The sequence below is a fragment of the Bradyrhizobium dasycarpum genome (genome assembly GCF_042019905.1).
Taxonomy (GTDB): domain Bacteria; phylum Pseudomonadota; class Alphaproteobacteria; order Rhizobiales; family Xanthobacteraceae; genus Bradyrhizobium; species Bradyrhizobium japonicum_B.
In genome coordinates, this window is record NZ_CP169574.1 from 947855 (window position 1) to 964540 (window position 16686).

Annotated in this window: 15 protein-coding genes and 3 pseudogenes; 14 read left to right on the forward strand and 4 right to left on the reverse strand. The window is 64.9% G+C overall.

All coding sequences use genetic code 11. The features are described from left to right. The first annotated feature begins 5 nt into the window (after positions 1-5). From ACETMP_RS04850 to ACETMP_RS04870, 5 genes are all read left to right on the forward strand, one after another. Positions 6-689 carry a substrate-binding domain-containing protein gene (locus ACETMP_RS04850; RefSeq protein ID WP_375160082.1) on the forward strand — a complete coding sequence of 228 codons (684 nt, stop codon included), beginning with the start codon at positions 6-8 and terminating at the stop codon, positions 687-689. A 32-nt stretch (positions 690-721) separates the two neighbouring features. Next, a complete protein-coding gene (locus ACETMP_RS04855) occupies positions 722-1543 on the forward strand; it encodes a tetratricopeptide repeat protein (protein WP_375160083.1) in 822 nt (273 codons plus the stop codon). 72 nt (positions 1544-1615) lie between these two features. Beyond that, a complete protein-coding gene (locus ACETMP_RS04860; RefSeq protein WP_007609497.1) occupies positions 1616-1765 on the forward strand; it encodes a hypothetical protein in 150 nt (49 codons plus the stop codon). A 252-nt stretch (positions 1766-2017) separates the two neighbouring features. Beyond that, complete coding sequence (locus tag ACETMP_RS04865) at positions 2018-2722, forward strand: GrlR family regulatory protein (RefSeq protein ID WP_375160084.1); 705 nt, start codon at positions 2018-2020, stop codon at positions 2720-2722. A gap of 237 nt (positions 2723-2959) precedes the next feature. Further along, positions 2960-3394, forward strand: a complete 435-nt coding sequence (locus ACETMP_RS04870; RefSeq protein ID WP_375160085.1) for a hypothetical protein — start codon at positions 2960-2962, stop codon at positions 3392-3394. A 99-nt stretch (positions 3395-3493) separates the two neighbouring features. On the opposite strand, the pseudogene ACETMP_RS04875 reads toward ACETMP_RS04870, so the two are convergent. Beyond that, positions 3494-4266: pseudogene (locus ACETMP_RS04875) on the reverse strand (DUF3750 domain-containing protein). 80 nt (positions 4267-4346) lie between these two features. Here ACETMP_RS04875 and ACETMP_RS04880 point away from each other — a divergent pair. The 7 genes and pseudogenes from ACETMP_RS04880 to ACETMP_RS04910 all read left to right on the forward strand — a co-directional run bounded on the left by ACETMP_RS04880 (position 4347) and on the right by ACETMP_RS04910 (position 12611). Beyond that, positions 4347-4601, forward strand: a complete 255-nt coding sequence (locus ACETMP_RS04880) for a hypothetical protein (RefSeq protein ID WP_375160086.1) — start codon at positions 4347-4349, stop codon at positions 4599-4601. A gap of 77 nt (positions 4602-4678) precedes the next feature. Beyond that, entirely contained in the window at positions 4679-5032 is a 354-nt protein-coding gene (locus ACETMP_RS04885) for a hypothetical protein (protein WP_375160087.1), read from the forward strand. A gap of 161 nt (positions 5033-5193) precedes the next feature. Continuing rightward, positions 5194-5577 carry a hypothetical protein gene (locus ACETMP_RS04890; protein ID WP_375160088.1) on the forward strand — a complete coding sequence of 128 codons (384 nt, stop codon included), beginning with the start codon at positions 5194-5196 and terminating at the stop codon, positions 5575-5577. A gap of 51 nt (positions 5578-5628) precedes the next feature. Further along, on the forward strand, positions 5629-7491 hold the full coding sequence (locus tag ACETMP_RS04895; protein WP_375160089.1) for an efflux RND transporter periplasmic adaptor subunit: 1863 nt from the start codon (positions 5629-5631) through the stop codon (positions 7489-7491). After that, positions 7386-10459, forward strand: a pseudogene (locus ACETMP_RS04900) (efflux RND transporter permease subunit). Before ACETMP_RS04895 ends, ACETMP_RS04900 begins: the two are co-directional and overlap by 106 nt. 28 nt (positions 10460-10487) lie before the next feature. Beyond that, complete coding sequence (locus ACETMP_RS04905; RefSeq protein WP_375160090.1) at positions 10488-10859, forward strand: hypothetical protein; 372 nt, start codon at positions 10488-10490, stop codon at positions 10857-10859. 129 nt (positions 10860-10988) lie between these two features. After that, positions 10989-12611, forward strand: a complete 1623-nt coding sequence (locus tag ACETMP_RS04910; protein WP_375160091.1) for an ABC-F family ATP-binding cassette domain-containing protein — start codon at positions 10989-10991, stop codon at positions 12609-12611. On the opposite strand, the pseudogene ACETMP_RS04915 reads toward ACETMP_RS04910, so the two are convergent. After that, positions 12608-13589 (reverse strand): annotated as a pseudogene (locus tag ACETMP_RS04915) (glycerophosphodiester phosphodiesterase family protein). The gene ACETMP_RS04910 and the pseudogene ACETMP_RS04915 sit on opposite strands and share 4 nt — an antisense overlap. Positions 13590-13737: 148 nt before the next feature. On the opposite strand from ACETMP_RS04915, the gene ACETMP_RS04920 reads away from it, so the two are divergent. Then, positions 13738-14619, forward strand: coding sequence for an MBL fold metallo-hydrolase (locus ACETMP_RS04920; protein WP_375160092.1), 882 nt, complete (start codon positions 13738-13740; stop codon positions 14617-14619). Positions 14620-14820: 201 nt separating this feature from the next. On the opposite strand, the gene ACETMP_RS04925 is transcribed toward ACETMP_RS04920, so the two are convergent. Continuing rightward, entirely contained in the window at positions 14821-15069 is a 249-nt protein-coding gene (locus tag ACETMP_RS04925; RefSeq protein ID WP_049820148.1) for a hypothetical protein, read from the reverse strand. A 159-nt stretch (positions 15070-15228) separates the two neighbouring features. Between ACETMP_RS04925 and ACETMP_RS04930 the strand changes: the two genes are divergently transcribed. Beyond that, positions 15229-15693, forward strand: coding sequence for a cupin domain-containing protein (locus ACETMP_RS04930; RefSeq protein WP_375160093.1), 465 nt, complete (start codon positions 15229-15231; stop codon positions 15691-15693). A gap of 6 nt (positions 15694-15699) precedes the next feature. On the opposite strand, the gene ACETMP_RS04935 is transcribed toward ACETMP_RS04930, so the two are convergent. Further along, positions 15700-16662 (reverse strand): alpha/beta hydrolase, encoded by a 963-nt coding sequence (locus tag ACETMP_RS04935; protein ID WP_375160094.1) that lies wholly within the window; start codon positions 16660-16662, stop codon positions 15700-15702. Between the last annotated feature and the right edge of the window lie 24 nt (positions 16663-16686).

A 16686-nucleotide genomic window follows, 5' to 3' on the forward strand; every position in this document is an offset into this window, starting at 1 on the left:
TGCTCATGGAAAATGTCCGCATGCTCTCGACGCTCGGCCTGATGGGCGCGATGCGCAGCCTGTCCTCCGCCTTCGAGGCTGCAACCGGCATCCATGTCGACGCCGATTTCGCGCCGACCCTGGCACTGCTGAAGCGCTTGCGCGAGGGTGAGGCCGCCGACCTCGTCATCCTCACCCGCGAAGGGCTCGACGAGATGATCGGCGAGGGGCGCGTGATCGCCGAGAGCGCGGCCGATCTGGCGCGGTCCTTCGTCGGCATCGCCGTGCGGGTCGGGCAGGCGCACCCCGACATCGGCAGCGAAGCGGCGCTGCGCACGACCCTGCTCGCAGCGCGGTCCGTCGCCTATTCGCGGCTGGGGGCCAGCGGCGTCTACTTCGCCGAGCTGATCGAGCGGATGGGGATCGCGGCCGAGATCAACGCCAGGGCCACCATCGTCGAGCAGGGATTTACGGCGGAGCGGCTCATGACCCGCGAGGCGGACCTCGCCGTGCAGCAGATCAGCGAGCTGAAGCAGGTTGGCGGCATCGAGGTCGCCGGCCCGATCCCGCACGATTTGCAGACGCCGGCCGTGTTCTCCGCCGGCCGCATGGCGAATGCGAAACATGCCGACGCCGCCGACCGGCTGCTGCGCTATCTGGCATCGCCCGATGTCGTGCCCGTGCTGCGCCAATCAGGACTCGAGCCTTGAATTTGCCGGGACGGGGACGCAACGTGTCGACCATGCGGACTTTCCTCCTTGCCATACTGTTCGCGCTCGCCGTGCCCGTGACGGCGCAGGCGCAATCGGCCGACCTCGTTCTGTGCGACCGGGTCGCCGCCGATCCCAGCGATCCCGACAAGCCGGCCGACGTGAAGGGCGTGGCGGACATTGCGGCTTCCGACATTGCAACTGCGGTCAGGTTCTGCAAGCAGGCCGCGCCATCCTCGCGGCGCGCAATGTTCGCGCTCGGCCGCGCCTATGCCGCCAACCGGCAGACGGCGGAGGCGATCGCAGCCTGGCGTAAGGCCGCCGACAAGGGATCGAGCGCGGCCATGGTCGAACTCGGCGTGGCCTATGCCACCGGCGCGGGCATTGCCAAGGACGAGGCGCAAGCGCGAAAGCTGTTCGAGAAGGCGGCGCAGGCCGGCAACCCCCGTGGCGTCAGCAATCTCGCCGCGCTCGGCGGCGCAGGTGGCGCCGCGCCGGCCGATCCCGCGCAGGCGCGCGCGCTGCTCGGCAAGGCTGCCGAGACCAACGCGGAAGCGCAGTACCAGCTCGGCCTGATGCTCTCCGAAGGCACGGGCGGTGCGAAGGACGACGTCGCGGCGCGTGCGCTGTTCGAGAAGGCGGCGGCACAAAACCATCCCGGCGCATTGGAGCGGATGGGTGCCTTCGCGCAGGAAGGCCGCGGCGGGCCCAAGGACAAGGAGGCCGCGAAGGCCTATTACGAGCGCGCCGCGGCGCTCGGCGACGAGGACGCGAAGAAGGCGCTGGAGCGCATTCGCTGTCCCTATGCGATCAAGGACAAGCAGGGCAAGCTCGTCACCACGCTGTGCTTCTGAGCAGAGCCGGGACCGGACGGAACCCGGCTCGCGCGTACGTCGTTGACGTCCGGACAAAACGGAGCCGCGATCATGATCCGCAAACTGGCATCGGGCGAATACCGCCTCTATTCACGCAAGGTGAATCCGAAGACCGGCAAGCGTCGCAACCTCGGTACGTTCAAGAGCCGTGCAGCCGCCGAGAAGCACGAGCGCGAGGTGCAGTACTTCAAGCGTCATTGACGCGGGATGGGCCTTTTCCGCGAGCCGGACGAAAAAGTCGAAAAACAACCCCATGCACAGTAGCCAAGTCTTTGAAATCGTTGAATGCTGATTAAGCGAAATTGTGGGTTGACCCGGCCCGAAGGGGGACGTCAGATCCTCATGGCCGCTGAGACCCGCAATGCGCCTGCGCGCAAAAGCCGGGTGGCCGGGATGCGGCGGCAATGCTAGGTAGCCCGCGCGGTTCTTTTCCGGTTTTGTGGGCTCATTGCGTTGCTGGACGGACTCTACAAGGTTGAATACGGCGTCAACGACGCGTTCGGGCGCAGCATCATGTGCCTGCATGACGGCAAGATGCTGGGCGGCAATTCGGGATTCGCCCATCTCGGCACCTATGCTGAGCAGGGCGGCGAGATCGTCGCCGAGGTGATCACCGAGCGGCATAATTTCGATCCCAACTACAAGCCGTTGATGGGCGCGGACGTCGCCAGGATCGGTGCGCGTGGCCGGCTTCACGGCGACCAGATCCGCCTGCAGGGCGGCGCCGACACCATGCCGGGCGCGCATTTCTGGGCCAATCTCACCCGGCTCGACGACGGCGCGCTGCCGCCGCGCGGCACGATCGGGCAGGGCGGCATCGCCAACGGGCTCTACGGGATGAGCCTGCGCGCGCTCGACGGCGTCGATGCCGGGCTCTCCGGCGTGATGCTGCTGATCGACGGCCGCATCCTCGGCGGCGATGCGTTCTTCTATTACCTCGGCTCCTACTCCTCCGCGGACGGCCGCTGGAAGGGCGAGATGCTGAACCAGGAGCACACGCCGGCGAAGGGTGAGAACCCCGTGTTCGGCGGCTTCGAGGTCGGGATCGGCTTCTCCGGGACATGCAACGAGGACAGCGGCGAACTCGAAGGCATCGCGCTCGCCGGCAAGCGGAGCTTGCGTCTGGCAGCCTCGCTCAAGCTGATGCGGCGCGCTTAGGACGTTGGACTGACGCATTTGCGTCGGCCACTGCGAATAGCGACGCGAAATGCTGGTCGTCCCTGGGCTGATGCAGGTTTCGGGCGCCAAGTCGCAGCTTGGGCCCGGACAGATGTTGGCAAGGAGCAAGTCTCCCCGGCAACCCGTGTCAGGCGATCGCGGACCGAGCCGATGGCCATGCAGCTTAGGAACAAACCAGAACCCGACGCGTAGTCGAGCCAGCGCGTGGAGGTTTTCATGACGACGACGCGAAACAGGGTGCCTCTCCACACTTCCGACAGCGACAACCGGCGCATCAGGCGCGCGATGCGCGCCAACGTGGCCTATTTCGCCGAACACCGCGACCAGATCGCCGACCGCATGCGTGAAATCGATGAGGAGTGGGATATCGAGAGGGCGATCGAAGCAAATGCTGCGGTGATCGCCTTCGCCGGCGTGGCGTTGGCCGCCACCAACAGCCGGCGCTGGCTCGCCCTCCCGGCGTTGGTCACGAGCTTTCTTTTTCAACACGCGATCCAAGGCTGGTGCCCGCCGGTCCCGGTTCTGGAGAAAGCTTGGCTTTCGCACGTCCTACGAAATCGAGGAGGAACGCCGAGCCCTCATGGCGCTGAGAGGCGATTTCGGACACGTGGCCGAAAGCGCCGCCGCGGCCCTTCGGGCCTCCAGCGGTAGGACCAAAGCGACCGTACCGGTGTAGCTTCTCTGCCCAGCGTGATGAGCAAGCGCTTGGAACCGGTCAGCTTTGTCGACACCCGTAACAACAGGAGACTCTTAGCCCGGCGTTACCCCAAAGCGGCCGAGGCCGGGTAGCTTGAGCGCCGGACGCCGAACGTCGAAGCCGAGCACGGCGCCGAAGAAATTGATCTCCAGACCTTCGACCCAACCGATCGAGAAGCCGAGATATCCGGCCAGCGAGGCATAGATGCCCGTGCCGGACGCCGTTACGCCGAACCATCTGCCGGTGTACGGGAAGTCCTTGCCGATCGCGGTCGGCGGCAGGACGGCGCGAAGCTCGGGGACGGCGTCGAGCGCGGCCTGCACGAAGGTGTTCGAATTGGGACCAGGCCAGACGCTGTAATCGCCATAGGATCGAAACTTATAGTTTTCGATCACATGCCGGATCTTGGGGATCAGCGCCTCCGCGCGCGCGCCATCGACAGCCACAATGGTTTCGGGCGCTGCGCCGAACCATCGACCGTCCGGAGCAAAGCCGTTGGCGCGGATCGGCTCGCCCCACGCCGTGTAGTCGTATCGCGTGTAGGCCGGCGCATTCTTCTCTTTGACGACGATCCAGGTGTGAACCGCGAAGATGCTGCGCCATCTCACCGTTCTCGCGCCGAACACCCGTATGACGGCTTCGGAATGGGCGGCAGCGGCCGGCAAAGGCCAGCGCTCGACCGATCGGCCGTTTGCCAATTCTCGCGGCCATCGCCCAGCCAGAGATATCTCACCGCTGAGGCGGCAAGCGGTGCCAAGACGAGGAACAGAAGGATGAGCAAGGGCTTCTTCAAGGGAGTGATACGGCGGGGCTTGTGGCCAACCATATAGTTCGCATGAACGCTGGCGCCATAGCACCTGAGATCAAGATGTTGTTTCGCAACCGCGGCAGGACTGGAGTTCGCGCATGGACATCAAGGAAGCAGAGGCGATGACAGAGGCCTCCGGACTTACGGACCAGCAGGACCGCCCGAACCAGACCACAAGCCAGCGATCGGGTTCCAGAGAGAAAGCGGGCGCTGTCGGGTCGCAGCTCAACTCGCCTTCGCTGGAGTCCGCGACGCGATGGGCCGACCAGCTGCGCGAGGTGGCGGCGAGGGCGCCGTTACGATCGCTGCTCGTGGCTTTTCTCGCCGGAGCATGGATCGCTCGTCGGCGTTAGGAGCGGTGAGCTGGCGCGATTGGCCCCAGGGAAACCTGCAGCGACCTGAGAGGTCGCTGGTGAATGGAGGGACGGACATGAACCTTCTTGCTATCGCGGCGACGATTCTGCTGGGCAGTATTTCATTCGCCATGGCGCAAAGCTCGGGGGGCGCTTCAGGCGGTGCTTCATCCGGCGGCGGCACGAGTGGAGCCGGCTCGGGCGGTCCCGGCGGTTCGACGCTCTCGAATGGGACCACGCTGAGCGGAACTGGCGGTTCTCCGGGCCCCAACACGTCCAATGCAAAGAACAAGGGAACGACAGGTGAGCGACTTGGCGTCACGCCTTCTGGTCAGGACGGCGGTGGATCTCGACCGACTTACAACACGCCAGCCGCGAATGCTGCCATCCAGCAGCTTGGAAAGACCGATACCGGCATCCTTAGGAAATAACGAGCATCCGCAGCGGCCCGGCGCTCGAGGGGCGATGGCTTACGGAGCCGGTCTCGTTCGATCCTTCTGCGGACGTCATTGAAATTGCAGCCGCAATGACCTAGTTCTTGGCCGTGCAGCGCAGTCTTGTCCAATGCCTTCGTCAATTCGCCAGAACGGCCATGTTCGTGGCGATCGGGGCGTTTGTCCTTCAGGCGTGCCTGATCTCGGTCTCGCAGGTGGCGGCGGCCGCCGGTGCCATGCCGATGCCTTCCGTCACGCTCAGCGGCTCCCTGCATTTCCACGATCAGCTGGCAGGCCACGTGCATTCCCACGATGGCGACGACTCCGAAGGCCACGTCCATGACGGGCCCGATCACGGCGACGAGGGTGCTCCAAGCGTGCTTTGGGACATGTTTGGCACCGCGATCGCTTCACCGCAGTTCGTTCACCTGCCCAGTTCCTTTGAAGTGCTCGGCGCTGTCGAATTTCCTTTTGCGCGAGCCATTGTCGGGGTGAGCCCCGCGGCACTGATCCGGCCACCAAGTACCTTCAGCATCGCGTAGTTCAGGCGGCCCTCAGGCCGCCGCCCTTTCGCACGTCTGAAGGAATTTTCCATGTTCATGAATCTGCGCTGCCCGAAAGGGCGGCTCGCGATCTTTGAGCTGGCCGGATGCGTCTGGCTGGCGAGCCTGATCTTTGGTCTGTCCGGAACCCTTGCCCATGAAGGCCACGATCACGGCGATGCCGACAAGCCGACCGTTCTGTCCTCAACCTATCCAAGGGTTGCCGCGCGCTCCGAGCTTTATGAGATCGTCGGCATCCTGAAGGATAGCAAGCTCTCCGTCTTCATCGACGACGCGGTCACGAACGAGCCGGTTTCGGACGCTACCTTGCAGGTCACGATCGGCGATTCCGCCCCGATCGAGGCTCCAAGCCGGGACGGAGTCTACACCGCCGCGATTCCGAACGGCCTGCCGCCCGGATCGGTTGAGGTCATCTTCTCCATCGGCGCCGGCAAGGGGAATGATCTGCTGGTCGACTCGTTCATCCCGACGCCTGCGGGCGACGCCCGGCTTTCAGAACAGAAGCGCACGCAGGGCTGGCTTGTCTCAAGCCGAACTGCCATCGCTGCCTCCGCGCTGGCTGCTTTGAGCCTCGGCCTTCTCGTCGCCTCGTGGAGGCGACGTAGCCGCAGCATGGCCGCCTCCATTGGCGCGGCGGCGGCAGCGGCGCTCATCATCCTCGCCGCCATTATGTTCGGCGAAGGCCGGACGAACGTGATGCCGCCAAATCCGCCGGACGCTCCCGCACTGGGTGATGCCCCGCGGCGCCTGCAAGACGGCACCGTCTTCGCGGCCAAGCCGTCGCAGCGGTTACTCGATGTACGGACCGCGGCAGCCGAGCCGCAGACCATTCATCCCGCGGTCACGCTGATCGGCCGCGTCATGGCCGACCCCAACCGCAGCAGCATTGTGCAGAGCGTCTACGGGGGTCGCGTGGTTCCAAGCAATGGCGACATACCCCGCATAGGACAAACCGTTCGCAAGGGCGATCTGCTCATTCAGATCGAGCCGCACCTGCCGGTCGCCGACCGCACGACGATCCTCGAGAAAGTGGGTGAGATCGAACAGCTGCTGGCCGTCACGGAAAACAAGCTGCGGCGGCTGAGGCCGTTGGCCGAACGCGGCGCGGTGCCGCAAGGACAGGTCAACGACCTCGAAAGTGAATTGGAGGGTCTGCGGGCGCGCCGCGAAACCGTCCGAAATTCTCGCACCGGCTTCGAGGAGCTGCGGGCATCGACCGACGGCATCATCACGTCCGCCAAGGTCGTGCCGGGTCAGGTCATTCAGCCGCAAGACGTCCTGTTTCAGATCGCGGACCCGAGCAGCCTTTGGGTCGAGGCATTGGCCTATGACGATATCGGTTTGAAGCAGCCCGAAGCCGCTACGGCGATGGCCCCGAACGGGGAGCAGATGGCGCTGACCTTCGTCGGAACCAGCCGGGCCCTGCGCCAGCATGCATCCGTCATCCAGTTCGCGGTGCCGGAGCCGCCGGCGGGCCTCAATATCGGCCAGCCGCTCAATGTGATGGTCCAGACCGGCGCGCCTGTAACCGGCCTGATCTTTCCGCGCAATGCGGTCGTTCGGAGCGGCAATGGCGAGAGTATCGTCTGGCTGCACTCCGGACCCGGAGCGCTTCGAGCCGAAACCCGTTCGCGTGCTGCCGGTGGATGCGGGCCGCGTGATTGTGGCGGCCGGCATCAACGACGGCGAGCGCATCGTCGTGCGCGGCACCGACCTCATCAACCAGATCCGGTAGACCGCTCATGTTCCAGCTCATCGTGCAAACAAGTTTGCGCAATCGCCTGTTCGTGCTGGCGGTCGCCGCCGTGCTGGTTGGCTACGGCCTGTTCGTCCTGCCGAGCGTTTCCGTGGACGTCCTGCCGGATATCAACCGTCCGACCGTCAACATCCTGACCGAGGCCGAGGGACTGGCGCCCCAGGAGGTCGAACAGCTGGTGACGTTTCCGATCGAGACGTCAATGAACGGCATGCCCGGCGTGATCCGGGTACGCTCGGTCTCGGGCGTTGGCCTGTCGGTCGTCTACGTCGAATTCGACTGGGGTATCGACGTCTACCGCGCCCGACAATTCGTCTCCGAGCGGCTGGCGCTGATCCGCGAACAATTGCCCGCTTCCGTCAATCCCCAGATGGGGCCGGTGACGTCGATCATGGGCGAGATCATGCTGATCGCGTTGACCAGCGATGGAACGGCTTCGCCCATGGACGTGCGTGAGATTGCCGACTTCGTCGTCAGGCCGCAGCTTCTCGCCATTTCCGGTGTCGCGCAGGTGATCCCCATCGGCGGTGAGGTTCGCCAGTATCGCGTGACGCCGAATGTTGCGACCATGCAGGCGCTCGGCATCACCCACGACCAGATCGAGCAGGCGGTCGCGAGGTTCGGCACCAATAGCGGCGGCGGCTTTGTCGATCAGCACGGCCGCGAATATCTGATCCGCAACGTCGGGCTGACCAGGAGGATCGAGGACCTCGGCAACACCGTCGTTGCCACGCGCGACCAGCAGCCGATCCTGCTGAAGCAGGTCGCGTCCGTCGATTTTGCGGCGCGGACCAAGCGGGGCGACGCCGGATACAACGGCAAGCCCGCCGTCATCATCAGTGTCATGAAGCAGCCGGCCGCGGATACCGTGGCTTTGACGCGCAATATCGAAGCCACCCTCGCGGAACTGCAGCGCACCATGTCCAGTGGGGTCAGCGTCACTCACGTGCAGTTCCGTCAGGCCACGTTCATCGAGACGTCGATAAGCAATGTCGAGCACGTTCTGGCCGAGGCCGCCATCGTCGTCGCCGTGGTTCTTTTGGTGTTTCTGATGAACGCACGGGCCGCGTTCGTTTCGCTGACGGCCATTCCAATCTCGATCCTGGTGACAATCCTGGTGTTCCGCGCCTTCGGCCTCACGATCAACACGATGACGCTGGGCGGCCTTGCCATCGCCATCGGCGAGCTGGTCGACGATGCCGTGGTGGATGTGGAAAACATCCTGCGGCGCCTGCGGGAGAACGCCGCGTCGAGCACGCCGCGTCCTGTGCTGGACGTCATCTCTGGAGCGAGCCAGGAGGTTCGTTCCAGTATCGTCTATGCAACCATGATCATCGTTCTCGTCTTCGTGCCGCTGTTCGCCCTTCCCGGTATCGAAGGGCGGCTGTTCACGCCGCTCGGCGTGGCTTACGTGGTTTCGATCCTCGCGTCGCTTCTGACGTCGATCACGGTGACGCCGGTTCTTTCGTACTATCTGCTTTCGGGGCGGACCCATTCAGGTGATCGCGAAAGCTTTGTCGTCACCAAGCTGAAGCGAGCCAATCGGCGGGTGCTGGGATGGGCGTTCGAGCAGCGCGGCCTCGTGCTGGGCTCGGTCGCGGCGGCGGTCGTGGTGGCAGTCTACGCCGCGAGCCAGATGCCCCGCAGCTTTCTTCCCCCTTCAATGAAGGGACGCTGGTGCTGTCGCTGCAGTACAATCCGGGCATTTCGCTCGCGGAGTCGAACCGACTTGGACTCCTGGCGGAACGGTTGCTGGCAAAGGTGCCCGAGGTGAAATCGGTCGGGCGCCGCACCGGCCGCGCCGAGCTCGATGAGCACGCTGAAGGCGTGCACTTCAGCGAGATCGATGTCGATCTCGTTCCGTCCCGGCGGCAAAAGGCGGATATCTATGCGAGCATCAGGGAAGCCCTGTCCGCACTGCCGGCCTCCGTCGCCATCGGACAGCCGATTAGCCACCGCCTGGATCATCTGCAGTCGGGTATTCGTGCCCAGATCGTGCTCAAGATCTTTGGACAGGACATCGAGGTGCTGCGCCGCCTGTCCGAAACGGTGCGCCGTCGTCTGGCGACGGTCCCCGGTCTGGTGGATCTCCAGGTCGAAAAGCAGGTGCTTATCCCTCAGGTGCGGGTTCAGGTCGACCATGCCCGCGCCGCACTTCATGGCCTGACGCCGGCGGCGATCACCCAGGCACTGGACGCCCTGTCCAATGGCCGGAAGGTGTCCCAGATCGTCGATGGCAATCGCCGCTTCGACGTCGTCATGCGCCTGTCGGAGCAAGACCGTTCGACGACGGGGCTGCAGAACCTGCTGATTCCGACCGGCCTGGAATTCGTTCCGCTGAGCGCTCTGGCCGAAGTCGTCGAGACGGATGGGCCGAACCAGATTCAGCGGGAGGGGACCCAGCGCAGGATCGTCGTCTACGGCAACGGCGATGGGCGCCGCGACATCGCCGATATCGCTGCGGACATTCAGAGGGCGGTTCGGGAAGTCGAGTTTCCGCAAGGCTACACCACCAATCTCGAAGGCGCATTTCAGGCCCAGCAGGAAGCCTCGTGGCGCATCGGCATTCTGTCGCTGGCGTCCCTGACGCTGATCTTCATCGTGCTCTACAGTCGCTACCGATCAGCCGTGCTGTCGCTAATCGTTATGGGCGGCATCCCGCTCGCCCTGATCGGCAGCGTGGCGGCGCTGAAGATCTCCGGCCAACCCTTGTCAGTTGCCTCGATGATCGGCTTCATCACGCTTGCCGGCATTTCGGCGCGCAATGGGATCCTGAAGATCTCGCATTACATCAATCTCGCCATTCATGAGGGCGAGCGTTTCGGGACCGGGCTTGTCGTTCGTGGCAGCATGGAGCGCCTCAGCCCCGTTCTGATGACGGCGCTTTGCGCCGGCCTCGCCCTGACGCCGCTCTTGATCGACGCGGACCAACCGGGCAGGGAGATCCTGCACCCCGTGGCCGTGACGATCTTCGGCGGTCTGCTCAGCGCCACGATCCTCGACACCGTCGTGACCCCAATTCTGTTCTTGATGTTCGGCGAGCAGCCGTTGGCGCGGCTAGCAGCTGGATATGCCGCGGCCCCCACCCCCGCGGAAGCCTATTGAACTCCGCACAAGCCCCGAGGAGCTACCGATGAGAAACTACGCTTTCCTTGCCGTGATCGCTGTGATCGCCGCTGTCCCGAGTCTTGCCTCGGCGCAGACCAAAGGCAGCAACGGCGGTCCCGTTGTCAAATCGCAGGGACACCCCATCGAGTTTGTCCGCAAGGGCACGGATATCGTCTTTTACGTGGGGGACGACGATGGTTCCCCGCTTTCGACCAAGGAGATGCGGGGGCGCGCAACGATTCAGGACGGCGGCAAGACCGTCACGGTTCCACTTGCGCCGGCCAATCCCAACATGATGACGGGGAGGCTGCAGGCCGAGCTATCGCCAAAGGCGATCGTGGTGTTTTCCGCAAGCCTGCACGGTCATTCTCTAACCGCGAGATACACTGTGGAATAGCCTGGGATCCGGGGTGAAACGACGGAGTAGGCAGGCGGCGGAGCACGGAATCCGGGTCCCGCCGGGCTTCCCCTCGCGCCCCGCATGCCCTATGACGCTGCAACGCAAAAATCCCCCCAAAAGACACTCATGATCCGCCTCGACAACGTCAGCAAGCAAGCCGGCCACCAGATCCTGTTCATCGAAGCCTCCGCTGCCCTCAACAAGGGCGAGAAGATCGGGCTCGTCGGCCCTAACGGCGCCGGCAAGAGCACGCTGTTCCGGATGATCGCCGGCCAGGACCTGCCCGACGAGGGACAGGTCTCGATCGATCGCGGCATCACCATCGGCTATTTCAACCAGGACGTCGGCGAGATGTCCGGCCGCAGCGCCGTGGCCGAGGTGATGGACGGCGCGGGTCCCGTCAGCGAGGTCGCCGCCGAGCTGCGCGCGCTCGAGACCGCGATGGCCGATCCTGACAAGGCCGACCAGATGGACGAGATCATCGCCCGCTACGGTGAGGTGCAGCACCGCTTCGAGGAGCTCGACGGCTATGCGCTCGACGGCCGCGCGCGCGAGGCGCTGGCGGGCCTCGGTTTCAGCCAGGAGATGATGGACGGCGACGTCGGAAAGCTCTCCGGCGGCTGGAAGATGCGCGTGGCGCTGGCGCGCATCCTTCTGATGCGTCCCGACGTCATGCTGCTCGACGAGCCGAGCAACCATCTCGACCTCGAAAGCCTGATCTGGCTGGAAAAATTCCTGCACGATTACGAAGGCGCGCTGCTGATGACCTCGCACGACCGCGAGTTCATCAATCGCGTGATCTCGAAGGTGATCGAGATCGATTCAGGCTCGCTCACCACCTACACCGGCGACTACGAGTTCTACGAGCAGCAGCGCGCCCTGAACGAGAAGCAGCAGCAGGCGCAGTTCGAGCGCCAGCAGGCAATGCTCGCCAAGGAGATCAAGTTCATCGAGCGCTTCAAGGCGCGTGCTTCGCACGCGGCGCAGGTGCAGAGCCGGGTGAAGAAGCTCGACAAGATCGAGCGGGTCGAGCCGCCGCGGCGCCGCCAGAGCGTGGCGTTCGACTTCCCGCCGGCGCCGCGCTCGGGCGAGGACGTCGTCGCGCTCAAGAGCGTGCACAAGGGCTACGGCTCAAAGCGCATCTACGACGGCTTCGATTTCATGATCCGCCGCAAGGAGCGCTGGTGCGTAATGGGCGTCAACGGCGCCGGCAAGTCGACGCTGCTCAAGCTGGTCGCGGGCGCGAGCGAGCCCGACCAGGGCACGGTGGCACTGGGTGGCAGCGTCAAGATGGGCTATTTCGCCCAGCATGCCATGGATCTGCTCGACGGCGAGCGCACCGTGTTCCAGTCGCTGGAAGATGCGTTTCCGACTGCCGGGCAGGGCTCCTTGCGCGCGCTTGCCGGCTGCTTCGGCTTCTCCGGCGACGACGTCGAGAAGCGCTGCCGGGTGCTGTCGGGTGGCGAGAAGGCGCGCCTCGTCATGGCCAAGATGCTGTTCGATCCGCCAAACTTCCTGGTGCTGGACGAGCCGACCAACCATCTCGACCTCGCCACCAAGGAGATGCTGATCAATGCGCTATCGGATTTCGAGGGCACCATGCTGTTCGTCTCGCACGACCGGCATTTCCTCAGCGTCCTGTCGAACCGCGTGCTGGAGCTGACGCCGGAGGGCATCCACCAGTTCGGCGGCGGCTACACGGAGTACGTCGCGCGCACCGGGCAGGAGGCGCCGGGCTTGCGGAGCTAGTCTTTGCTCTTGCCCGCGATCCTGGCGACGGTCTCGATCTCGTTGGTCCAGATACCGCCGGAATAGCCTTGCGGGAGCCGGGCGAACAATTCGGGCGTATCGATCCCGGTGGAGAATTCGCCGCCGCTGTAGGGGCCGAGCACGAAGACCGCGCTGCCAGCATCGGTCATCCGATTGAGGAAGCGGTTGGGCCAGCCCCATAGCCAGGGCGCGACGTTGACAGGGACCAGCACCATCGCGTTGCGGCAGGCCGGCGGGACGAGACCGGTCCAGCCATAGGCGATATAGCGGATCAGGCAGCTTCGGATCGCCGCGCGCGAAATGGTGCGGACATCAGGGGTCAGGCGACGGATCATGTCGATCGGCTCATCACCGCCATAGACCATGATGGTCCGCCGTCGCTCGGCCGGCAACGCGTTCAGCGCCGCGGCGAGTCTCGCCTTCGCTCCCGTCACGGCTCTTCACATTGATAAGAAGTCCCTTGTCGGGGAAGGTGGCAAACACCTCCGACAGCGTCGGCATCATCCCGATCCCCTTGCCGCGAAATGGGAATGTCTTGCCGCCGTCGGCGGTGTAACCGTAGCCGATGTCGAGCATTTTCAGCTTCGCCATGCTCTGCTCGCGTGTGACACCCCGGCCGTCGGTGCGGCAGTCGATCGTCCAGTCGTGGAATACGGCGAACTGGCCCTCGGTAGTCGGATGCACGTCGAGCTCGACCACGTCGGCGCCGGCCTCGAAGCTCGCGCGCATCGAGGGCAGGGTGTTCTCCAGATAATCGTGCGTCGGCGGCAACATCCGTGTGGCGGTGCAGGTATCGCTCTTCACGCCGCGCTCATCGAAGCGTTGCGCCATACCGCGATGGGCGAGCAGGACCGGCTTGCCGCCGGGATGCGGCGTCAGAAGACTGGTGTTGTTGACATAGACGCCAGCCGCGACGGCAATCAGGGCCAGCGCGGCGAACTTGAGTTTTCTTCCCACGCGATCTTTCCAATTTCGCGATCACCGTCGACCGAGTTTGAGGTTGATTTGCGGCAATCGTCGCGCATGAGCGCGGTGCGCGTTGCATGGCTTGAATGGTCCCATGCCGGCCGCTACGCTTCGCTCAAAAAAGGGGAGCGAAACAGCGATGAAGCAACTCAGGATCGGGGACATCACCATCGATGCGGTGATCGAGCGGGAGGGGCCGTGGCGGCGGCCGCAGGATTTCTTCCCGGCCTATGACGAGGGCGTGTTCAAGCGCCATCTGCCGACGATGGAGCCGGAGGTGTTCGACGCCGCGCGCGGCATGATGGTGATCACCTATCAGACCTTTGTGGTGCGGACGCCGCGCTACACCATTCTGGTCGACACCTGCACCGGCGAGGACAAGGGTCATCCGCCGCCGTTCGATTTTCCCGGCAAGGAGCGCTGGCGCAACGAATTGCTCGCGCTCGGTATCTCCTTCGAGCAGATCGACTACGTGTTCTGCACGCATTTGCATATCGACCACACCGGCTGGAACACGACCTTGCGCGACGGCCGCTGGGTGCCGACCTTTCCGAACGCCAAGTACGTCTTCCACAAGGGGGAATACGCGGCCTGGGAGGCCGAGCATGCCAAGGGCAATAATCCGCCGGGCACGGTCTTCCGCGACAATTGCCTGCCGATCGTCGAGGCCGGGCAGGCGCTGCTCGTCGACGATGACTACGCGCTCGACGACACCGTGACGCTGACGCCGACGCCGGGGCATTCGCCCTGCCATTGCTGCGTGAACATTCTGTCGAAAGGGCACCGCGCCGTGGTCGCGGGCGACCTCATGCATCACCAGATCCAGTGCCGCGAGCCGGATTGGTCGGCGCGGCCGGATTGGGATCCAAAGCAGTCGGCGCTGTCGCGACGCAAGTTTTTCGCCTCCGTTGCCGACACCGATACGCTGATCCTGCCGGTGCATTTTCCGGCACCGACGGCGGGATGGATCAGGCCGCTGGGCGATGCGTTCGATTATCGGTTCAGGCGAGTTGACACGTGACGGGTTGGCATTGAGCCGAGTCTCGTGTCCCGGACGCGGTGCGGCATGCAGTGACGCGCCGCAGAGCCGGGACCCATCGGTCGGACCGGATGGGAAGCGTAGGCCCCGGCTCCGTAGCGCATCGCTCCCGGACGATGCTTCGCATCTCCTAGAGAGCGCTGCGCTGCGTCCGGGGCACGAGGGTGTTTTAAGTCGGGCGCCTTACGCGCCGGTCTCGCACTTCTTCATGAAGCTGTTCTTGGCGGCGCCGGCGAGCGGCTTGCCGTCGGCGCTGACGGCCTTGGGCGCGCAGGCATCGGCCTTGCATTTCTTCAGGAACGACGTTTTGGCGGCGCCGGCCAGCGGCTTGCCGTCCTTGCCGACCGCCTTGCTCTCGCAGGTTTCTTGCGCAAAGGCCGAGCCTGCTGCAAAGGTGGCAACGATCGCAGCCAGAAAAATCCGCTTCATCATAGGGTCTCCGTCAGCCAGAAATGGCGGAGGGATTGGAGCCGGGAATCGTGGCGCAATCAAGCTGGATGACAGCCCTGTCGCCTGGCCTGTTGCACTGCTCGCTGACCCCGGCGGGCAATCCTGCTAGGCTTGGTCAGCTGAGCTGGATGGAGCATCGTGATGGACGCCGTGATCCCGAAACACCAGGAAGCCGCCGACCAGCATTCTCACCTGGTTCGGCCCCAAGACATGGAATGGCAGACCACGCGCTTTCCGGGCTGCGAGGCCAAGACGCTGCTGTTCGACCGGCGCACGGGCCTGATGACCGCCTTGATGCGGTTTGCGCCGGGATCGGTGCTGCCCGATCACGAGCACGTCGGTATCGAGCAGAGCTGGGTGATCGAGGGGGCGCTGGTCGACAAGGAGGGCCCGGCCCAGGGCATCGCCTGCAAGGCCGGTGAGTTCATCTGGCGCGAGGCGGGCAGCCGGCACGCCGCGTGGTGTCCGAACGGCGCCCTGATCCTCGCGATCTTCCAGGTGCCGAACAAGTTCTTCGAAACCGACGGCCGCGTCGTCGACGCCGCCGGTCAGGATTGGGACGAGACCTGGGGCCACACCGGCGCGCAGCGAGCGCCGAGCGCCTGACGCATCCTACGCGCCACGCATCAATAGCGCCTTGAAGTCGGCCCGGGCGGCTTGCGCCTCTGCGCGCGCGGCGTCCGAGGCGTCGCCCATGCCGAAATAGCCGTGGATCAGTCCGGGACCCTCATGGTGCTTGACCCGCACGCCGGCCGCCTCCAGCGCCCGCGCATAGGCCGCGCCCTCGTCGCGCAGGGGATCGAACCAGGCGGTGGTCACGACCGCAGGGGCGACACCGGCGAGGGATGTTGCGCGCAGCGGCGAGACACGCCAGTCGGAGGCATGGCCGGGATCGGCGAGATAATGGCCGCAAAACCATTCCATCGTGGCACGCGTGAGGAAGTAACCCTCGGCGTTCTCGGTGCGCGAGGGATAGCGCGCATTCTCGCGCGCGTCGGCGTAGGCGCCGAGGACGTCGGTTACGGGATAGACCAGTAATTGCGCGGCGAGCTTGATGCCGCCATCGCGGCAGGCGATCGCGGTGGTCGCGGCGAGATTGCCGCCGGCGCTGTCGCCGGCAACGCCGAGGCGTTGCGCGTCGCCGCCAAATTCCGCGACGCGGTTGAAGACGTCACTCACTGCGGCATAGGCATCCTCGAACGCGCCGGGAAAGCGCGTTTCCGGCGGGCGCCGATAGTCGACGGAGATCACGACGGCGCCGGTCTCGATCGCAAGGTTGCGCGCCTGCCGGTCGTGGGTCTCAAGGTCGCCCGCCACCCAGCCGCCGCCATGAAAGAACACCACGGTCGGTGCCGGCGTGGTGCCGACCCGGTAGACCCGCGCAGAAAGCGGGCCGGCGCCGCCTTTGACCTTGATATCCTCGACGCTATCGACGGGCGGCGGCGGGATAGCGGCGCGCGAGGCAGCCAGTGCGCGCAAGGAATCGCGGGCGCTCTGTGGCGTCATGACCGTGGGATCGCGCATCGGCATGAGCGGAATGATCTCGGCGATGACGGGATCGAGTGGCGTGGTCATGGCGGCTCCTCCAGGGTTCTTGGT